We start from the raw sequence: 16,596 nt of genomic DNA, 5'->3' as shown, positions 1-16,596 counted from the left end.
AGGCCCGCTCCGGCATCTACGAGGCAACCGGCGCAATTCCGAACAGGCGACTTACCAGGGTCAAGAGGCAGCGGCGAATTACTGCTGGTGGTCAGGGTTCATCAGGGTGACGATCCTTTCCAGATCGTCCAGTGAGCCGAACTCGACCACGATCTTGCCCTTGCGCTGGCCCAACTCGACCTTGACCCGGGTGTCGAACGAGTCGGACAGCCGAGTGGCGACCCGGTCCAGCTCCGGCGGCCGCTCGGCGCGCTTGGGTGCGGCCGAAGAGCCAGGGGAGCGGACCGGTTCGCGCTTCATCAGCGTGACCGCTTCCTCGGTGGCCCGCACCGACATTCCCTCGGCCACCACCCGTGCGGCGAGCTCTTCCTGCTGACCCGCGTCCTCCAAGGACAACAGTGCCCGCGCATGTCCGGCCGAGAGCACGCCGGCGGCGACGCGTCGCTGCACAGCGACCGGGAGGCGGAGCAGCCGGATCATGTTGGTGACCACCGGGCGACTGCGGCCCAGCCGGTCGGCCAGCTGGTCGTGGGTGACGCCGAACTCGGCGAGTAGCTGCTCGTACGCGGCCGCCTCTTCCAGCGGGTTCAGCTGAACGCGGTGGATGTTCTCCAGCAACGCGTCGCGCAGCAGCGCGTCGTCCTCGGTCTTGCGGACGATAACCGGCAGCATGTCCAGGCCGGCCCGCTGAGCCGCCCGCCAACGCCGCTCGCCCATGACGATCTGGTAGTTGGCTCGGCTGACCTCGCGAACCACGATCGGCTGGAGCAGGCCGAACTCCTTGATGGAGTGAGCCAGCTCGTCCAGCGCCTCATCGTCGAACGCGCGACGAGGCTGTTGCGGGTTGGGCCCGATCAGGTTGACCGGCAGCTCCCGGTAAGAGGCGCCCTGAACTATCCCGCCGGTCGTCGTCCCACCGTCGCCGGCGAGATCCGGATTGACAACGTGGCCGGCAGCCACTGCGGCCGCGCCCCGCAGTGGCTGCTCCCCGTACGACTCGTAGGCCTCGGGTCCGGTCGGAATCAGCGCGGCCAGACCCTTGCCCAGGCCCCCCTTGCGGGTACTCATCGACCGGACTCCACGCGTTCCTGGTCTTCGACGATCTCGCGGGCGGCATCCAGGTAGCTCATCGCGCCACGTGAGCCCGGATCGTAAGCGAGCACGGTCTGCCCGTACCCGGGCGCCTCGGACACCTTCACGCTGCGTGGAATCACCGTGCGCAGCACGCGGTCACCGAAGTGTTCCCGGACCTCCGAGGTCACCTGGTCGGCGAGCTTCGTGCGCCCGTCGTACATGGTGAGCAGGATGGTGGACACCTGCAGGTCGGTGTTCAGGTGCGCGCGCACCAGCTCGATGTTGTTCAGCAGCTGCCCGAGTCCCTCCAGCGCGTAGTACTCGCATTGGATGGGGATGAGCACTTCGGCGGCGGCAACGAGCGCGTTGACGGTCAGCAGGCCCAGTGACGGCGGGCAGTCGATCAGGACGTAGTCGACGTCCAACTCGGCCACCACGCGGTCGCTCAGCGCCTGCTGCAGCCGCGACTCACGGGCCACCATGCTGACCAGTTCGATCTCCGCGCCGGCCAGGTCAATAGTCGCGGGCACGCAGAGCAGGTCCGGAGACTGCGTGCTGCGGCGCACCGCGTCCAGCAACGAGATCTCGCCGATCAGCGCCTCGTAGATGGAAGGCGTACCGCTGCTGTGCTCGACACCGAGCGCAGTGCTGGCGTTCCCCTGCGGGTCAAGGTCGATCACCAGCACGCGCATGCCGTATGCGGCGAGCGCGGCAGCCAAGTTCACCGCGCTGGTGGTCTTGCCCACTCCGCCCTTCTGGTTGGCGATGGTCAGGATTCGACAGTGCGCTGGTCTTGGCAAAGCATGCCCGTCCGGGTGCAGTACCCGAGCGGCCTGCTCGGCTTCCTCAGCGATGGGAGTCCACATCCACTCCTCCGATTGCGATGGGGGCGACCCGTCCGCCTGCGGCTTGGAGTGCCGGCCCCCTGGTTCAGTCCTGTTTTCAGTTGGGTACTCGGATCGAGGAGTAGGTGTTTCACGTGAAACATCGACGAACTGTTCATCACGGTCCCCGCGCGATTTGACGCCCACCGTTCCCGACTCCCCGTTGTTCTGACGTACCGCATGGCCCGGTGGTTCCGGGCAATTTCAGCGCCGCTATCGGACGCGATCGACGACCACCACGGTCGCCGGCGGATCGATGTGCGTGCCCCCGCATTGGACCACGCGCGGCACCGACCCTCCAAAGCCACGTACCTCGACCCGGTCACGAATCACCTCGTCGGCCGCCGAGCTACCTTTCAGCGCCAGCAACCGACCGTCCATCCGCAGCAACGGCAACGTCCAACCGGCCAACTTGGCCAGCGGGGCTACCGCGCGCGCGGTGACCACGTCCGCCCCTCGCCACTGCCGGCGGATGGCCTTCTCCTCCGCGCGACCACGTACGACGGTTACCTCCAGGCCGAGCTCATCGAGCGTGGCACGCAACCAGTCCACCCGGCGCGCCATCGGCTCGAGCAACACGATCTCCAGGTCCGGTCGGGCCAGGGCCAGCGGAATCCCCGGCAGGCCGGCGCCGGAGCCCACGTCCAGCACGCGGGCGTTCGGTTCGATCAGCTCCGCCAACACAGCGCAGTTGAGCACGTGTCTGGACCAGATCCGCTCGCCCTCCCGAGGCCCGACCAGCCCATGGCTCACCCCGGTGTCGAGCAGCAACTCGACGTATCGGCGAGCGGGGGCGAACTGTGCGCCGAACAGCACTTCGGCCGCCGACGGTGGCCGCTCGATCGACAAGCTTGCCGACGCAGCCGGATCGGCTGGGCCGACCGATGACGCGGTCGAGTCGGCAGTTTGGGCGGGCCGGAGACTCGACTCACCGTCACCGGACGGGCCACCTGAATCGGCGGCTCCCTCGGACCGAGTGCCCGAATCGGCGGCTCCCGCAGACGGCGCGGCCGACCCGGTGCCGCGCTCGCCGGAGAAGGGCGGCACTTCGTCGGAACTCCCGCCCGGGTCGACCACTCGGCCAGAAAGCACGGTCGGAGCGTACGGCGGGTCCAAGTCGTTTCCTTGGCCAGGCGGCACGTGGGAGTCACTTCCTGGGCGAGACGGCGTAGTCGAGTCGTTGACTCGTCCAGACGCTGTGGTCGAGAGGTTTCCTGGACCGGAGGACTGGTCAGCGGCGTTTGATCGATTAGACAGCACAGCGGGTTCGCTTTCTCGGCCGGACCCCGCCGTGGGGTCGTTTCTCGGCCAGACGATTCGGTCGAGTCGCTTGCTCGGGCAGACGGCGGGCCTGAGTCGTTTCGTCCGGCGGATGACTGCTCCGCGCCATGGGTTCGGCCGGGGGACACCGTCGGTTCAAGAAGTTGCACGTTCCGCGCCGCAGAGCCCGTACCGTGCGCGGCCGACAGCTCACACCCGTTGAGGCGGCTATCGGCCCACTGAGATCTCGAGGTCGGCCGACTGGTTCGGCGCGGTCGGCAAGGACGGAGTCCGGTTCACTAGCGCCTGCGGCTGCGGTGGTCGACGCGAACCACGTCAGAGCTCGGTCGATCGGTTCAGCTAGATCGGGAGATGACTGGGATCGCATGGCCGCGGCGGCAAGTACGTCGTCCTGATCGACCCCGCGGTCAGCCGATCGTTCGAAAGTGCGGGCGGCCAGGTTGCTTGTTCGGCCACTCAGCGCGGCCAAGCCGATCGCTTCGGAACACCCATTGCCCGGCTCGGGCGCGCCGTTGTTCAGCCTGGCCGCACCGGTCAGCCGGCCATTCGGTGCGGCCGGGCCGGTCACCCCGCCATCCCACGCCGCCGGATCAGTTACCCGGCCGCTGAGCTCGGCCGAGCCCGTCGCCCGGTAACCCTCTCCGACGAGGGCGCCACGACCCGGCCGAGCCGGATCGGCCGGGTGGCCGCGGTGTGTGGCCGGATCGGCGGGAGCAGAAAGCACGACTGAGCCGGGGCCGCGAGAACCTGACCGAGCCGGCGAGAAATCCCGAAGCCACTCACCGGCCTGGACCTCGCCCATGGTGGCTACCCCCGAAACAACTCGCCCCGCATCCGAAGCAAGCTCGGCATGCGGGGCGAGTTCGGTGACCGTCTTCCCACCGTCGACGACCGACTGATCGGTGGTCGTCTGGTTCTCCGGACGATCCTCTGGGTTGGCGCTTTTCGCTTGTTTCACGTGAAACATCGATCGGACATGACAGCGGCTTGACTCGGATAGGTGCTGATCAGCTGCGCGGGAAGACGACCACCCGACGGCGCGGGTCCTCGCCCTCGCTCTCGCTGAATACGCCACGGATGTCGGCCACCGCGTCATGGACAACCTTGCGCTCGAACGGCGTCATGGGCCGCAGCCGCGACGGCTCGCCGGTGGCCAGCACATCGTTTGCGGTCTGCCGGCCCAGCTCGGCCAGCTCGGCCCGGCGGGCCACCCGCCATCCCGCGATGTCCAGCATCAGCCTGCTTCGCGTGCCGGTGCTCTGCTGCACGGCCAGCCGGGTCAGTTCCTGCAGGGCTTCCAAGCCAGCACCGCGATCACCCACGAGCTTGTCCAGGTCCGAGCCGCCGTCCACGCTGACCACCGCGCGGCCGGCCTCGACGTCGATGTCCAGGTCGCCGTCGTAGTCCAGCACATCCAGCAGCCGCTCCAGGTAGTCGGCCGCCACGTCCCCCTCGCGGATCAGCAGCTCGTCACCCGTCGCTGCCTGCTCGGGCTCGCCATCGTTCGCCGCACGGTCCGCCTGCGCCGTCTTCGCCACGATTGCTCCTTACCGTCGTTCTGTTAAAGGGTTCTGGGCCAACCCCGGGGGCCGAGCAGACAGGCGAGCGGAGTTGGGCGGCGCGGTCAGCGCTTGCGGCCGCGCTTCTTCGGATCGATCAGGTGAGGCGCCGCGCCGTTGCTACCGGACTTTCCGCCGGTGCCGTTGGGCGACTTGCGCGGGGCGATCGGCTTGGCGCCGGGCTTGGTCGCGGGCTTGCCATCCTGGTCGCCGTCATCGGCCGGCTTGTCGGAGTTGCTCGGCTGGGAGTTCGACTGCGAGTTCGGCTTGGCGCCCTGCTTGCGCTCCCGGATCGGCTTCTGCCCGACCTTGGGCGCGAGGTCGCGCCGCACCTCGGTCTTCTTGGTGGCCGCCTCGGCCTCTTCCATGTCAATCTTGTTGTAGACGACCCGCTGCTGGCCGAGGGTCCACAGGTTGTTGGCGACCCAGTAGAAGAGGATGGCCAGCGGCAGGAACGGCGCACCGACCACGACGCCGATCGGGAACAAGTACAGCGTCAGCTTGTTCATGATCGCGGTCTGCGGGTTCTCCAGCTGGGCAGCGGGCTGCCGAGCCACCGAGTGCCGTGCCGTCAGGTGAGTGAACGCGCCAGCCATGATCATCAACGGGACCATCACGACCAGCATCTGCGCCGGCGTGGTGTTGAAGGCCGAGAGCGGGGGCGTCAGTTCGTTGTACGGCCCGAAGTGCACGAGCGTCGCGCCAAGCTTGGCGCCGAAGATGTGCGCCTCGTTGAACGACTGGACCCCGGCCGCGTCGAACACGTAGTTCTCGGTCTTGCCGGGGCGGAACTCACGCAAGACGTGGAAGAGACCGATGAACACCGGAACCTGGACCAGCACGGGCAGGCAGCCGCCAACCGGGTTGACCCCGTGGTCCTTCTGTAGCCGCTGCATCTCGGCGGCCATCTTCTGCTTGTCGTTGCCGTACTTCTTCTTGAGCTTCTGGATCTCCGGGGAGAACTCCTGCATCTTGCGCATCGAGCGCACCTGGTGCACGAACGGCTTGTAGAGCAGCGCCCGCAGGGTGAAGACCAGGAAGATCACGGCGAGTGTCCAGGCGATACCGCTGGACTCACCGAACACGAATCCGAATGCCTTGTGCCAGAACCACAAGATCGCGGAGACCGGATAGTAGATGAAGTTCAGCACGCTGATTGCTCCTCGGGGGCGATCCGGGATCGTCTAGGGGGCACGAAGTCGACACCGCCAGGGTGCCAGGGCGCGCAGCGCAGCAGCCGCCAGATCGTCAGCGCCAGGCCGCCGATCAAGCCGTGTTCGCGCAGTGCCTCGACCGCATACTCGCTACAACTGGGATAGAACCGACAGGTAGGAGGCAGGCCGGGGGAGATCCATCGCTGGTACAGCCGGATCAACCCGATGAACGGCTTCGCCAGCAGAACTCCCGGGCCGGTCATTGCGAACCAGCGCCCGAGCCGGCGGGTGTGCCCGGCAGACCGAGCAAATGCAGCGCGTCATCCACGTCCGCGCCGAGGCGCGAGGAGTGGGCGGAGGCCGAGCGCGGCAGCGCACGCACCACCACCCGGGCACCGGCGGGGAATCGGTCCAACCGGTCCCGCAACACGTGCCGTAACTGTCGGCTGACCCGGTGTCGAACCACCGAGCCGCCGACCGCCTTGCTCACCACGAAACCCACCCGGACGCCGATCCCGGCGGAGTCCTCGCCCACGGCAGCGTCAACAGCGGGGGCGAGGACGTGCATCACCAGGTGCCTGCGCCCGGCTCGACGGCCTTTGCGGAGCACGGCGGCGAAGTCATCGCGATGGGTGAGCCGGGCGGTCGCCGGCAGCACGGCGCGCCGTTCCAGGTCAGGCGGACAGCTTCTCCCGGCCCTTGCGCCGGCGCGCGGCCAGGATCGCCCGGCCGGCACGGGTACGCATACGGAGCCGGAAGCCGTGGGTACGCGAACGACGACGGTTGTTCGGCTGAAACGTGCGCTTGCCCTTGCTCACTTCTGAGTTCTCCCGTTCTTACAGTCAGCCAGTCGGCGTTTGGACTGTGCGCACGCGCATCACTTGGCTGGAAGATTGCATGCGACAGCGCGCCGACTCGCGACGCGGTTGAGTCCAGGGTACGCAGCGCGCTTTTGGGTGGTCAAACCGGGTGGTGCAGGGCGCGGCGGGCCAGGCCGAGTGACCCGGAACGCTTGTGGATAACCCGGCCATGTTGCTAGCGTGCACGACCCGTGCGTCAGCTCGGGGGAAGTCGCCTCGGCCGGCCGCACCCAGACCCTGTGCACCTCACGCGTGGCGGCTTCGCCGCATTTCGGCCAGCGCCCGGGGGTCGCCGACCGGGTCGGTACCCGACCCGCGTAGCGTCCCGCGCACAGGTGTGGACAACCCTGTGGACGGCAGCGCTGGTTTCGGTGCGGAACTTGGCTGCTGGCAGCGGGTGGACGGCGACTGGACGGGGCAGGGGGACCACACTATGGCGGATCAAGCCAACGGCCTTGCCGAGGTCTGGGCGCGTGTCGTGGCGGACCTCTGTGGTACGCGTGAGCACGCCGGCACCGGCGCCGGGGACGCGCTGTCCGCCCAACAGCGGGCGTTCCTGCGGCTCACCCGACCGCTCGGCCTGCTCGACGACACCGCGCTGCTCGCCGCGCCGACCGAGTTCGCCAAGGACGCGATCGAGCGAATCCTGCGCCGGCCGATCAGCGAGGCGCTGGGCCGGCACCTGGGTACCTCGATAACCCTCGCCGTGGTCGTCGACCCCGCCGGCGCCGCCAGCGGGACCGAGGTGCCCCGCGCGGACTCCGAACGCGATGCGATGGGCCGGCTGCCCTCCGCCGGTGGCTACCCCCGGGAGGCCGGCAGCGAACCGTACGGCCAGGGTCCGCCCGACCTCGACCCGTCCGGCCGGGAAGCGACGGCCGACCTCGGCTTCGGTCCGAACGGACCGGACGGCCACGCCCCGGGCGGTCCCGGCGGACCGGGTCCCTACGGCGGCCCGGGAGCGCCCGGTTCCCCGAACGGCCCCGGCGGCCCGTCCGGACACGGAGGTCCCACGGGCCCCGGAGGAATGGGGGGGCCGGCGGGACCCAGGGGCTCGAACGGTGCCGACGGACTCGAGCCGCCGCCGGGTGTGCCCGGCCGACCCGATCCCCGCGCCGACTACCGGGAGCAGAACTACGCCGCCCCCGAGTACCGGGAGAATCCCGGCTACCGGGAGAACCGCGAGCAGCAGCAGCCGGAGATCTGGCCCACCTACTCCGCGGGAGCCGGCCCGGGCGGCGGCGCCGCGACCGGGCCGGGGGCCGGCGCCGGCAGCCTGGGCAGCGCGGGCCCGGTCGGCCCGAAGGCCCGGATGACCAGCCGGCTGAACGAGAAGTACACCTTCGACACCTTCGTGATCGGCGCGTCCAACCGGTTCTCCCACGCGGCGGCGGTCGCGGTCGCCGAGGCGCCGGCCCGGGCGTACAACCCACTGTTCATCTGGGGCGAGTCCGGGCTGGGCAAAACGCACCTGCTGCACGCCGTCGGGCACTACGCGCAACGGCTGTTCCCCGGCATGCGCGTGCGCTACATCTCCACCGAGGAGTTCACGAACGACTTCATCAACAGCCTGCGGGACGACCGGAAGGTGGCCTTCCAGAGCCGCTACCGGGACGTGGACGTGCTGTTGGTGGACGACATCCAGTTCCTGGAAGGTAAGGAAGGAACCCAGGAGGAGTTCTTCCACACCTTCAACACGCTGCACAACTCGAACAAGCAGATCGTGGTCTCCTCGGACCGGCCGCCCAAGCAGCTGGCCACCCTGGAGGACCGGATGCGCACCCGGTTCGAGTGGGGCCTGATCACCGACATCCAGCCGCCCGAGCTGGAGACCCGGATCGCCATCCTGCGCAAGAAGGCCGCGCAGGACCGGCTGGCGGCTCCGGCCGAGGTGCTGGAGTTCATCGCCGCCCGGATCGAGCGCAACATCCGTGAGCTGGAGGGCGCGCTGATCCGGGTCACGGCGTTCGCGTCGCTGAACCGCCAGCCGGTGGACACCCAGCTGGCCGAGATCGTGCTGCGCGACCTGATCCCGGACTCGTCGACGCCGGAGATCACCGCGCCGACCATCATGGCGGTCAACGCCGAGTACTTCGAGGTGACCATCGACGAGCTGTGCGGGCCGGGGAAGACCAAGGCGCTCGCCCAGGCCCGCCAGATCGCCATGTACCTGTGCCGGGAACTCACCGACCTCTCCCTGCCCCGGATCGGGCAGATGTTCGGCGGCCGGGACCACACCACGGTGATGCACGCGGACAAGAAGATCCGCAACGAGATCGCCCAGCGGCGCAAGACGTTCGAGCAGGTCCAGGAGCTGACCGCGCGCATCAAGCAACGCGCCCGCAACGCCTGACCCACCCCGCGTTCACCACTGGTTCGCGACGCGGGGTAGTTACGTTCAGCTTTTCCGGGCGGGACGGCGTTGCTCCGGCCACAACTCGATTCGGCCCCTGGCGGGCCAACCGGTCGCGAACCGTGTCCGCTCGGCAACCCTCTACCCACACTTGGGGATAAGTCTGTGGATACTTGCGCGCCGAGCGGTGGAGCGTCCGTGGACTGTTACATGTGGGTCGGTGGATCGGGCCGCCACAACCCGGGGACAACTCGGGCACAACTAGGGCCCGGCCGGCCGCCATCCACGGGCCCGGCCAACCATCCGCAGACCCGCGCCGAGGCTGTCCCCAGGCCGACACGCACTGCGACCAGCGACAACCGGCGGAGTCCCCAGAATCCACAGGCCTTACTGTTACTGCTGTATTTCTCTCTTCAAGAGAAGAACTACAGAAATCGGGGTTGGGGACGGACGATCGGCTCCCCGGCGCCGACGGGCCGACCTGCCCACACAACGCCCTCCCGGCTTCAGGCTCATCGAACCGAGGCTCTACTTTGTTAGGTCCCAGACGGACTTGATTTGTCCCAGACTGCAGGTGTTGAGGGGTCCGCGATGAAGTTCCGAGTCGAACGTGACGCGTTGGCCGACGGGGTTGCCTGGGTGGCGCGCAGCCTGCCCGCCCGGCCGCCGGTGCCGGTGCTCGGTGGTGTGCTGCTGGATGCCGGCACGGGCTCGAACGACCAGTCGCTGACCGTTTCCGGCTTCGACTACGAGGTCTCCGCCCGCGTGGAGATCGACGCCTCGATCGGCGCGGCTGACCGGGCGCTGGTCTCCGGCCGGTTGCTCGCGGACATCACCAAGTCGCTGCCCCCGCACCCGGTGGACGTCAGCGTGGACGGCGCGCGAGCCACCATCACCTGCGGCAGCGCCCGGTTCAGCCTGCCGACCATGCCGGTGGAGGACTACCCGAAGCTGCCGGACATGCCGCAGCTGGCCGGTTCGGTCGCGCCCGACGTGTTCGCCCTGGCGGTCACCCAGACCGCGGTGGCCGCCGGCAAGGACGACACGCTGCCCATGCTCACCGGCATCCGGCTGGAGATCGAGGGCAGCAAGCTGACCATGGCCGCCACCGACCGGTTCCGCATGGCGGTCCGCGAGCTGGAGTGGCAGCCGGGCGACGCGTCGCTGAGCACCGCCGTCCTGGTTCCCGCGCGCACGCTGGCGGAGGCGGCCAAGACGCTCACCGGCAAGGACCCGGTCCAGCTCGCCCTGGCCGAGGGTGACGGCATGCTGGGCCTGTCCGGCAACGGCCGGCAGACCACCACGCGGCTGCTGGACGCCGAGTTCCCCAAGTACCGCCAGCTGCTGCCCACCGAGCACTCCTCGGCCGCGGTGCTCGAGGTTGCCCCGATGGTCGAGGCGATCAAGCGCGTGTCCCTGGTCGCGGACCGGGCTGCCCAGGTGCGCCTGGAGTTCAACGAGGGTTCGCTGCGGCTCTCCGCCGGCGGCGACGACGAGGGCAGCGCCGAGGAGCAGCTCCCCTGTGAGCTCGACGGCGAGCCGCTGGTGATCGCGTTCAACCCCGGTTACCTGCTGGACGGGCTGAACTCGCTGCATACCGACCGCGCGCACCTGTCGTTCACCACGCCCAGCCGGCCGGCCCTGGCCCGCCCGGTCTCAGGTGACGACCTGCCCGGTGAGTCGAGTGGGTACCTGCACCTGCTCATGCCGGTACGGTTGCCCGGGTAGGCACCCCGGCGGCGCGAAGCCGGCGGGTCGAGTTGGGCGTCCAGTTCGGCGCCCAACGGGCACACAACCGGCACAACAAGGGGGACGGGTAATGCAGCTCGGGCTGATCGGCCTCGGTCGGATGGGCGGCAACATGGCCGAACGGCTGCGCGCCGCCGGCCACGAGGTGGTTGGTTACGACCCGCACGCCGAGGCCTCCAACGTGGCCTCCCTGGCCGAGCTGGCCGCCAAGCTGGAAGCCCCCCGCGTCGTCTGGGTGATGGTCCCGGCCGGCGGGCCGACCCGGGACACCGTGGCCGAGCTCGCCGGGCTGCTCTCGTCGGGCGACCTCGTGATCGACGGCGGCAACTCCAAGTTCACCGATGACCAGCACAACGCCGCGCTGCTCGCCGAACATGGCATCGGCTATATGGACTGCGGCGTCTCGGGTGGCATCTGGGGCCGGGCGAACGGCTACGGCCTGATGGTCGGTGGCGACGCGGAGCACGTCGAACGGGCGATGCCCATCTTCGACGCGCTGCGGCCGGAAGGACCCCGCGAGGAAGGCTTCGCCCACGCGGGCCCGGTCGGCGCCGGGCACTACTCGAAGATGGTGCACAACGGCATCGAGTACGGCCTGATGCAGGCCTACGCCGAGGGTTACGAGCTGCTGCATGCGGCGCCGCTGGTGGAAGACGTGCCGGCGGTGGTCAAGGCGTGGTCGCGGGGCACCGTGGTGCGATCCTGGCTGCTCGACCTGTTGGTGCGCGCGCTGGACGAGGACCCCGAGCTGGCCGAGCTGGCCGGTTACGTGGACGACTCCGGCGAAGGCCGTTGGACCGTCGAAGAGGCGATCAACAACTCCGTGCCCATGCCGGTGATCTCCGCCGCGCTGTTCGCCCGCTTCTCCTCCCGGCAGGACGAGTCGCCGGCGATGAAGGCGGTCGCGGCGCTGCGCCAGCAGTTCGGCGGGCACGCCGTCAAACGCGCGACGTAACCCCCGCGGCACACTGGCGCCATGTACCTGCGGCGGCTGGCGGTCACCGACTTCCGGTCCTGGGCGGCCGCCGAGCTGGAGTTCCGGCCGGGAGTCAACGTGCTGCTCGGGCCCAACGGCGCGGGCAAGACCAACCTGGTCGAGGCGGTCGGTTACCTGGCGACCTTCGGATCACACCGGGTGGCCGGCGACGCTCCGTTGGTGCGCCGGGGTACCTCGGCGGCGATCGTGCGGGGCGTCGCGGTGCGTGGCGACCGGGAACTGGCGGTAGAAGTACAGATCACTCCGGGAAAGGCCAATAAGGCCCGGGTCAATCGTTCGCCGTTGTCCCGCGCGCGCGACGCGCTGGGGATCGTGCGCACCGTGTTGTTCGCCCCGGAGGATCTGGCGCTGGTGCGCGGCGATCCCTCGGAACGGCGCCGATTCATCGATGAGCTTCTGGTGGCGCGCTGGCCGAGGTTCGCCGGCGTGCGGTCGGACTACGACCGGGTCATCCGGCAGCGCTCCGCCCTGCTGAAGACCGCGCGGGCGGCGAGGTTCGCGGGTCGTTCCGGCGGCGGATCCGACTCCGAGCTGAGCACGCTGGACGTGTGGGACGGGCATTTGGCCCGTCACGGCGCGGAATTGCTGGCCGGGCGACTACGCGTGCTCGCCGATCTGGTCGAGCCGGTCCGCGCCGCTTACGCCGAGGTGGCGCCCGAATCCGCGCCCATCGACGTCCGCTATCGCTGCTCGGTACCCGATCTGACGGCCGAGGAGCCTGTTCCGGAGGAGTCGGTGCTCGAGGCGGCACTGCTGGACGAACTGGCTCAGGTGCGCAGCCAGGAACTGGAGCGCGGCGTCTGCCTGGTCGGGCCCCACCGGGACGATCTGGAGCTGCGGCTGGGCGACGGCCCGGCCAAGGGCTACGCCAGCCATGGCGAGTCGTGGTCCTTCGCGCTGGCGCTGCGGTTGGGTTCGTTCGAGACCCTGCGTGCGGATGCTTCGGACGCCACCGGAAACCCGGATCCAATCTTGATTTTGGACGATGTCTTCGCCGAGCTGGACGCCCGACGGCGCTCAGCGCTCGCCGAACTGGCCGTGCGGGCGGAGCAGGTGCTGGTGACCGCCGCGGTCGTCGACGACGTGCCGGAGAAACTTCAGGGATCCCGAATTCGAATCGAATCTGGCCAGGTACACGGCCCGGAGTAGCGGCAAGTCGATCAAACCGGGGGTGTGGACAACACTGTGGATACTGTGGATAACTCCGGAACGAATGGGGACGACGCCGGGCCCGGACCGTCGACAGACGTCGGGCGACCGTTCACCTTGCGCTCGACCCCTGATCCTGTCCTCAGCCCTGGGGATGGATGTGTGACGCCGCCCACCGACGCTGTCAACCGCGACGCGCCGTGCGATCAACAATTTTCCTCGGGCGCGCCGTACCGTTCAAAGACCGAAGCGGGCTTCAGTCGAACAGATGTTTCACGTGAAACATCCGGCGCGGGCGGTGTGAGCCGCCCGACGGCTGGAGGCAGTGGCGTGGTTGGGAGCGGTGGCGTGGCCGAGGCGGACGGTGCGGTCTCTGGCCGTGCGGTGTCAGATCGTGGCGTGTCTTCGGGTGGTGCGGTGCCGGGCGATGGTGTGGACGAGGTCGGTGGTGTGGCGGGAGATGGTGGGAGCGGTGGTGATGCCGGTTCCGGTAGGGCCGCGGCTCGGCGTGGTGGTGCGGGCGGTGATGGCGGCACGGCTCGGCGCGGCAGTGCCGCGAAGAGTGGCAGTGCCGCGAAGGGTGGCGGTGCCGCGAAGGGTGGCGGTGTGGCGAGGGGCGACGGCGTGGCGAGCGATGGCGGTGTGGCTAGGAGTCGCGGTGCGGCCGGGCATGAGGGCGGGGCGGCGGAGAGTGGCGGCAGGGGCGAGGACGGCGAGGTAGCCGGGAGCGGGGCAGATCTGGCTCGCCGTGCGCTGGCAGCCGCACAGGAGGCGGCAGCCGCAAATGGTCGGCGGACCGGTGAGCCGGCCAAGGGACGCTGGCGCCGCACCGGCCAGGGAGGCCGTAGGCGGCGGTGGTCCGGCCCGCGCCCGGACGAGCGTGACCCGCAGCCGTTCGGCCGGCTGTTCTCCCGGGTTTCCACCGACCGGGGTTGGCAGGCGCGGCTGACGTCGGCCTCGGTGTTCGGCCGCTGGGCGGAGCTGGTCGGCGCGGACGTGGCCGAGCACGCCACCCCGGTCAGCCTGCGCGACGGCGAGCTGGTCGTGGCCGCCAGTTCCACCGCCTGGGCCACCCAACTGCGCCTGCTCCGCCGCCAACTGCTGGCCAAGATCGCCGCCGGGGTGGGCCCGGACGTGGTTCGCCAGATGAAGGTGCAGGGTCCGGCCGCGCCGAGCTGGCGCAAAGGCCCACGCCACGCCCCTGGGCGGGGTCCCCGGGACACCTACGGCTGACCGGCGCCGGCCGGCCCACCTATATATGTGTGCGGCATCGGAAACGGGGCGTGACAGTCGGGGCATCGAGCGGCGCGCAGACGGGGCGAGACGGGGTTTTCCGGCGCGCGAACCTTCCTCGACCCACGATCGGCGCTCTGTGAGCTTTCTAGGGGTGTCCTAGACGCCGTTCTCGTCGGCCCGACCAGTAAGATGTAAGGGGGGATGACGCAGGGAGCCCCGGACTCCGGCGCCGAGCACCCCCGGTCGAGGTACATAGAGCCTCCTCGGCCGGTCCTTTCCAGGCAAGGAGATGTACAGGTCCGTGGCTGCGCAGAAGAAGAACGCCTACAGCGCCTCATCCATCACAGTGCTTGAGGGCCTCGAGGCGGTCCGCAAACGCCCTGGCATGTACATCGGCTCCACCGGCGAACGCGGGCTGCACCACCTGATCTGGGAAGTCGTGGACAACGCCGTCGACGAGGCGATGGCCGGCTACGCCACCAAGGTGGAGGTCACCCTGCTCGCCGACGGCGGGGTCAAGGTCACCGACGACGGCCGGGGCATCCCGGTGGACGTGCACCCGGTGGAGAAGGTGCCGGCCGTCGAGCTGGTGCTCACGCGGCTGCACGCCGGCGGCAAGTTCGACGACAAGTCCTACGCGGTGTCCGGTGGTCTGCACGGCGTCGGCGTCTCCGTGGTGAACGCCCTCTCCAGCGCGCTGGAGGTGGAGATCCACCTGGCCAGCACGGTCTGGCGGCAGAGCTACCAGCGTTCGGTGCCCAGCCCGCTGCGCAAGGGCGAGCGCACCGACCGGTCTGGCACCACGATCACCTTCTGGGCCGACGACCAGATCTTCGAGACCACGACCTACAACATCGAGACGATCTCCCGCCGCCTCCAGGAGATGGCCTTCCTGAACAAGGGCCTCACCATCGTGCTGCGGGATGAGCGCAACGGCGACAACGGCGACCAGGAGGAGCCGGACGCCGAAGGCTACGTGGCCAAGGTCAAGGAGCGCACCTTCTGCTACCCGGGCGGGCTGGAGGACTTCGTCGCGCACATCAACCGCACGAAGGACAAGACGCCGATCCACAAGAAGATCGTGGCGTTCCAGGCGGCCGGCGACGAGCACCAGCTCGAGGTCGCCATGCAGTGGAACGCCAGCTACTCCGAGTCGGTGCACACGTTCGCCAACACCATCAACACGCACGAGGGCGGCACCCACGAGGAAGGCTTCCGGGCCGCGCTGACCTCCACGGTGAACCGCTACGCGCGGGACAAGAAGCTGCTCAAGGAGAAGGACTCCGCGCTCACCGGCGACGACATCCGCGAGGGTCTCGCCGCCGTGGTCAGCGTCAAGGTCAAGGAGCCCCAGTTCGAGGGGCAGACCAAGACTAAGCTGGGCAACACCGAGGTCAAGTCGTTCGTGCAGCGGGTGTGCAACGAGTGGCTGGCCGACTGGTTCGAGCGCAACCCCACCGAGGCCAAGACCATCGTGCAGAAGGCGGTCTCCTCGGCCCAGGCGCGGATGGCGGCGCGCAAGGCCCGCGAGCTGGTGCGCCGCAAGTCGGCCGGGGACATCGGCGGGCTGCCGGGCAAGCTGGCCGACTGCCGGTCGACCGATCCGTCCCGCTCCGAGGTCTACATCGTCGAGGGTGACTCCGCCGGCGGTAGCGCCAAGTCCGGCCGTGACTCCATGTTCCAGGCGATCCTGCCCATCCGCGGAAAGATCATCAACGTGGAGAAGGCCCGGATCGACCGGGTGCTGAAGAACACCGAAGTCCAGGCGATCATCACCGCGCTGGGCACCGGCATCCACGACGAGTTCGACCTGGCCAAGCTGCGTTACCACAAGATCGTGCTGATGGCCGACGCCGACGTGGACGGCCAGCACATCCGCACGCTGCTGCTCACCCTGCTGTTCCGGTTCATGCGGCCGCTGATCGAGCACGGCCACGTCTTCCTCGCCTGCCCGCCGCTTTACAAGATCAAGTGGGGTGGCCGGGGCTCGGAGCCGGAGTACGCCTACTCCGACCGGGAGCGGGACGGCCTGATCGAGGCGGGTCGGGCGGCCGGCAAGAAGCTGCCCAAGGAAGAGGGCATCCAGCGGTACAAGGGTCTGGGCGAGATGAACGCCAAGGAGCTGTGGGAAACCACCATGGACCCGACCAACCGGCTGCTCCTGCAGGTCACCCTGGACGATGCGGCCACCGCCGACGAGCTGTTCTCCATCCTGATGGGTGAGGACGTGGAGTCGCGCCGTTCGTTCATCACCCGCAACGCCAAAGACGTCCGCTTCCTCGACGTCTGATCCATTAGAA

General features: G+C 69.1%; 14 protein-coding genes. 6 read left to right on the top strand and 8 right to left on the bottom strand.

The window, feature by feature from the left end:
- Positions 1-78: 78 nt before the first annotated feature.
- From ABEB12_RS00505 to rpmH, 8 genes are all read right to left on the bottom strand, one after another.
- Positions 79-1,068 carry a ParB/RepB/Spo0J family partition protein gene (locus tag ABEB12_RS00505; RefSeq protein WP_185058409.1) on the bottom strand — a complete coding sequence of 330 codons (990 nt, stop codon included), beginning with the start codon at positions 1,066-1,068 and terminating at the stop codon, positions 79-81.
- The gene (locus tag ABEB12_RS00500; RefSeq protein WP_185058408.1) at positions 1,065-1,940 is read right to left on the bottom strand and encodes an AAA family ATPase; all 876 of its coding nucleotides are present in this window, start codon (positions 1,938-1,940) and stop codon (positions 1,065-1,067) included. Before ABEB12_RS00500 ends, ABEB12_RS00505 begins: the two co-directional genes overlap by 4 nt.
- 231 nt (positions 1,941-2,171) lie before the next feature.
- On the bottom strand, positions 2,172-2,807 hold the full coding sequence (gene rsmG / locus ABEB12_RS00495; protein WP_185058407.1) for a 16S rRNA (guanine(527)-N(7))-methyltransferase RsmG: 636 nt from the start codon (positions 2,805-2,807) through the stop codon (positions 2,172-2,174).
- A 1,439-nt stretch (positions 2,808-4,246) separates the two neighbouring features.
- Positions 4,247-4,777 (bottom strand): Jag family protein, encoded by a 531-nt coding sequence (locus tag ABEB12_RS00490; RefSeq protein WP_345702445.1) that lies wholly within the window; start codon positions 4,775-4,777, stop codon positions 4,247-4,249.
- Between the two features lie 86 nt (positions 4,778-4,863).
- Positions 4,864-5,949 (bottom strand): membrane protein insertase YidC, encoded by a 1,086-nt coding sequence (gene yidC / locus ABEB12_RS00485; RefSeq protein ID WP_185058406.1) that lies wholly within the window; start codon positions 5,947-5,949, stop codon positions 4,864-4,866.
- On the bottom strand, positions 5,943-6,215 hold the full coding sequence (gene yidD, locus ABEB12_RS00480) for a membrane protein insertion efficiency factor YidD (RefSeq protein ID WP_185058405.1): 273 nt from the start codon (positions 6,213-6,215) through the stop codon (positions 5,943-5,945). Before yidD ends, yidC begins: the two co-directional genes overlap by 7 nt.
- The gene (gene rnpA / locus ABEB12_RS00475; RefSeq protein ID WP_185058404.1) at positions 6,212-6,610 is read right to left on the bottom strand and encodes a ribonuclease P protein component; all 399 of its coding nucleotides are present in this window, start codon (positions 6,608-6,610) and stop codon (positions 6,212-6,214) included. The genes yidD and rnpA overlap by 4 nt, the downstream gene beginning before the upstream one ends.
- 16 nt (positions 6,611-6,626) lie before the next feature.
- Positions 6,627-6,770, bottom strand: coding sequence for a 50S ribosomal protein L34 (rpmH, locus tag ABEB12_RS00470; RefSeq protein WP_028924291.1), 144 nt, complete (start codon positions 6,768-6,770; stop codon positions 6,627-6,629).
- 475 nt (positions 6,771-7,245) lie between these two features.
- Here rpmH and dnaA point away from each other — a divergent pair, with 475 nt between their 5' ends.
- From dnaA to gyrB, 6 genes are all read left to right on the top strand, one after another.
- Complete coding sequence (dnaA, locus tag ABEB12_RS00465) at positions 7,246-9,165, top strand: chromosomal replication initiator protein DnaA (RefSeq protein ID WP_185058403.1); 1,920 nt, start codon at positions 7,246-7,248, stop codon at positions 9,163-9,165.
- Positions 9,166-9,756: 591 nt separating this feature from the next.
- On the top strand, positions 9,757-10,893 hold the full coding sequence (gene dnaN, locus ABEB12_RS00460) for a DNA polymerase III subunit beta (RefSeq protein WP_185058402.1): 1,137 nt from the start codon (positions 9,757-9,759) through the stop codon (positions 10,891-10,893).
- Between the two features lie 91 nt (positions 10,894-10,984).
- Positions 10,985-11,869 (top strand): phosphogluconate dehydrogenase (NAD(+)-dependent, decarboxylating), encoded by an 885-nt coding sequence (gnd, locus tag ABEB12_RS00455; RefSeq protein ID WP_185058401.1) that lies wholly within the window; start codon positions 10,985-10,987, stop codon positions 11,867-11,869.
- 21 nt (positions 11,870-11,890) lie between these two features.
- Entirely contained in the window at positions 11,891-13,060 is a 1,170-nt protein-coding gene (gene recF, locus ABEB12_RS00450) for a DNA replication/repair protein RecF (RefSeq protein ID WP_185058400.1), read from the top strand.
- A gap of 642 nt (positions 13,061-13,702) precedes the next feature.
- Positions 13,703-14,293 (top strand): DciA family protein, encoded by a 591-nt coding sequence (locus ABEB12_RS00445; protein WP_425572173.1) that lies wholly within the window; start codon positions 13,703-13,705, stop codon positions 14,291-14,293.
- A 304-nt stretch (positions 14,294-14,597) separates the two neighbouring features.
- Positions 14,598-16,586, top strand: coding sequence for a DNA topoisomerase (ATP-hydrolyzing) subunit B (gene gyrB, locus ABEB12_RS00440; protein ID WP_345702444.1), 1,989 nt, complete (start codon positions 14,598-14,600; stop codon positions 16,584-16,586).
- Positions 16,587-16,596 lie beyond the last annotated feature (10 nt).

The sequence above is a fragment of the Actinospineispora eucalypti genome (assembly GCF_039543365.1).
GTDB classification, from domain to species: domain Bacteria; phylum Actinomycetota; class Actinomycetes; order Mycobacteriales; family Pseudonocardiaceae; genus Pseudonocardia; species Pseudonocardia eucalypti.
This window is presented reverse-complemented; position numbering and strand designations above follow the sequence as displayed.

Coding starts and splice junctions, on each gene's coding strand:
- ABEB12_RS00500 (WP_185058408.1), bottom strand. CDS start 1,940: ATGTGGACTCCCATCGCTGAGGAAGCCGAGCAGGCCGCTCGGGTACTG.
- ABEB12_RS00505 (WP_185058409.1), bottom strand. CDS start 1,068: ATGAGTACCCGCAAGGGGGGCCTGGGCAAGGGTCTGGCCGCGCTGATT.
- dnaN (WP_185058402.1), top strand. CDS start 9,757: ATGAAGTTCCGAGTCGAACGTGACGCGTTGGCCGACGGGGTTGCCTGG.
- dnaA (WP_185058403.1), top strand. CDS start 7,246: ATGGCGGATCAAGCCAACGGCCTTGCCGAGGTCTGGGCGCGTGTCGTG.
- yidD (WP_185058405.1), bottom strand. CDS start 6,215: ATGACCGGCCCGGGAGTTCTGCTGGCGAAGCCGTTCATCGGGTTGATC.
- gnd (WP_185058401.1), top strand. CDS start 10,985: ATGCAGCTCGGGCTGATCGGCCTCGGTCGGATGGGCGGCAACATGGCC.
- recF (WP_185058400.1), top strand. CDS start 11,891: ATGTACCTGCGGCGGCTGGCGGTCACCGACTTCCGGTCCTGGGCGGCC.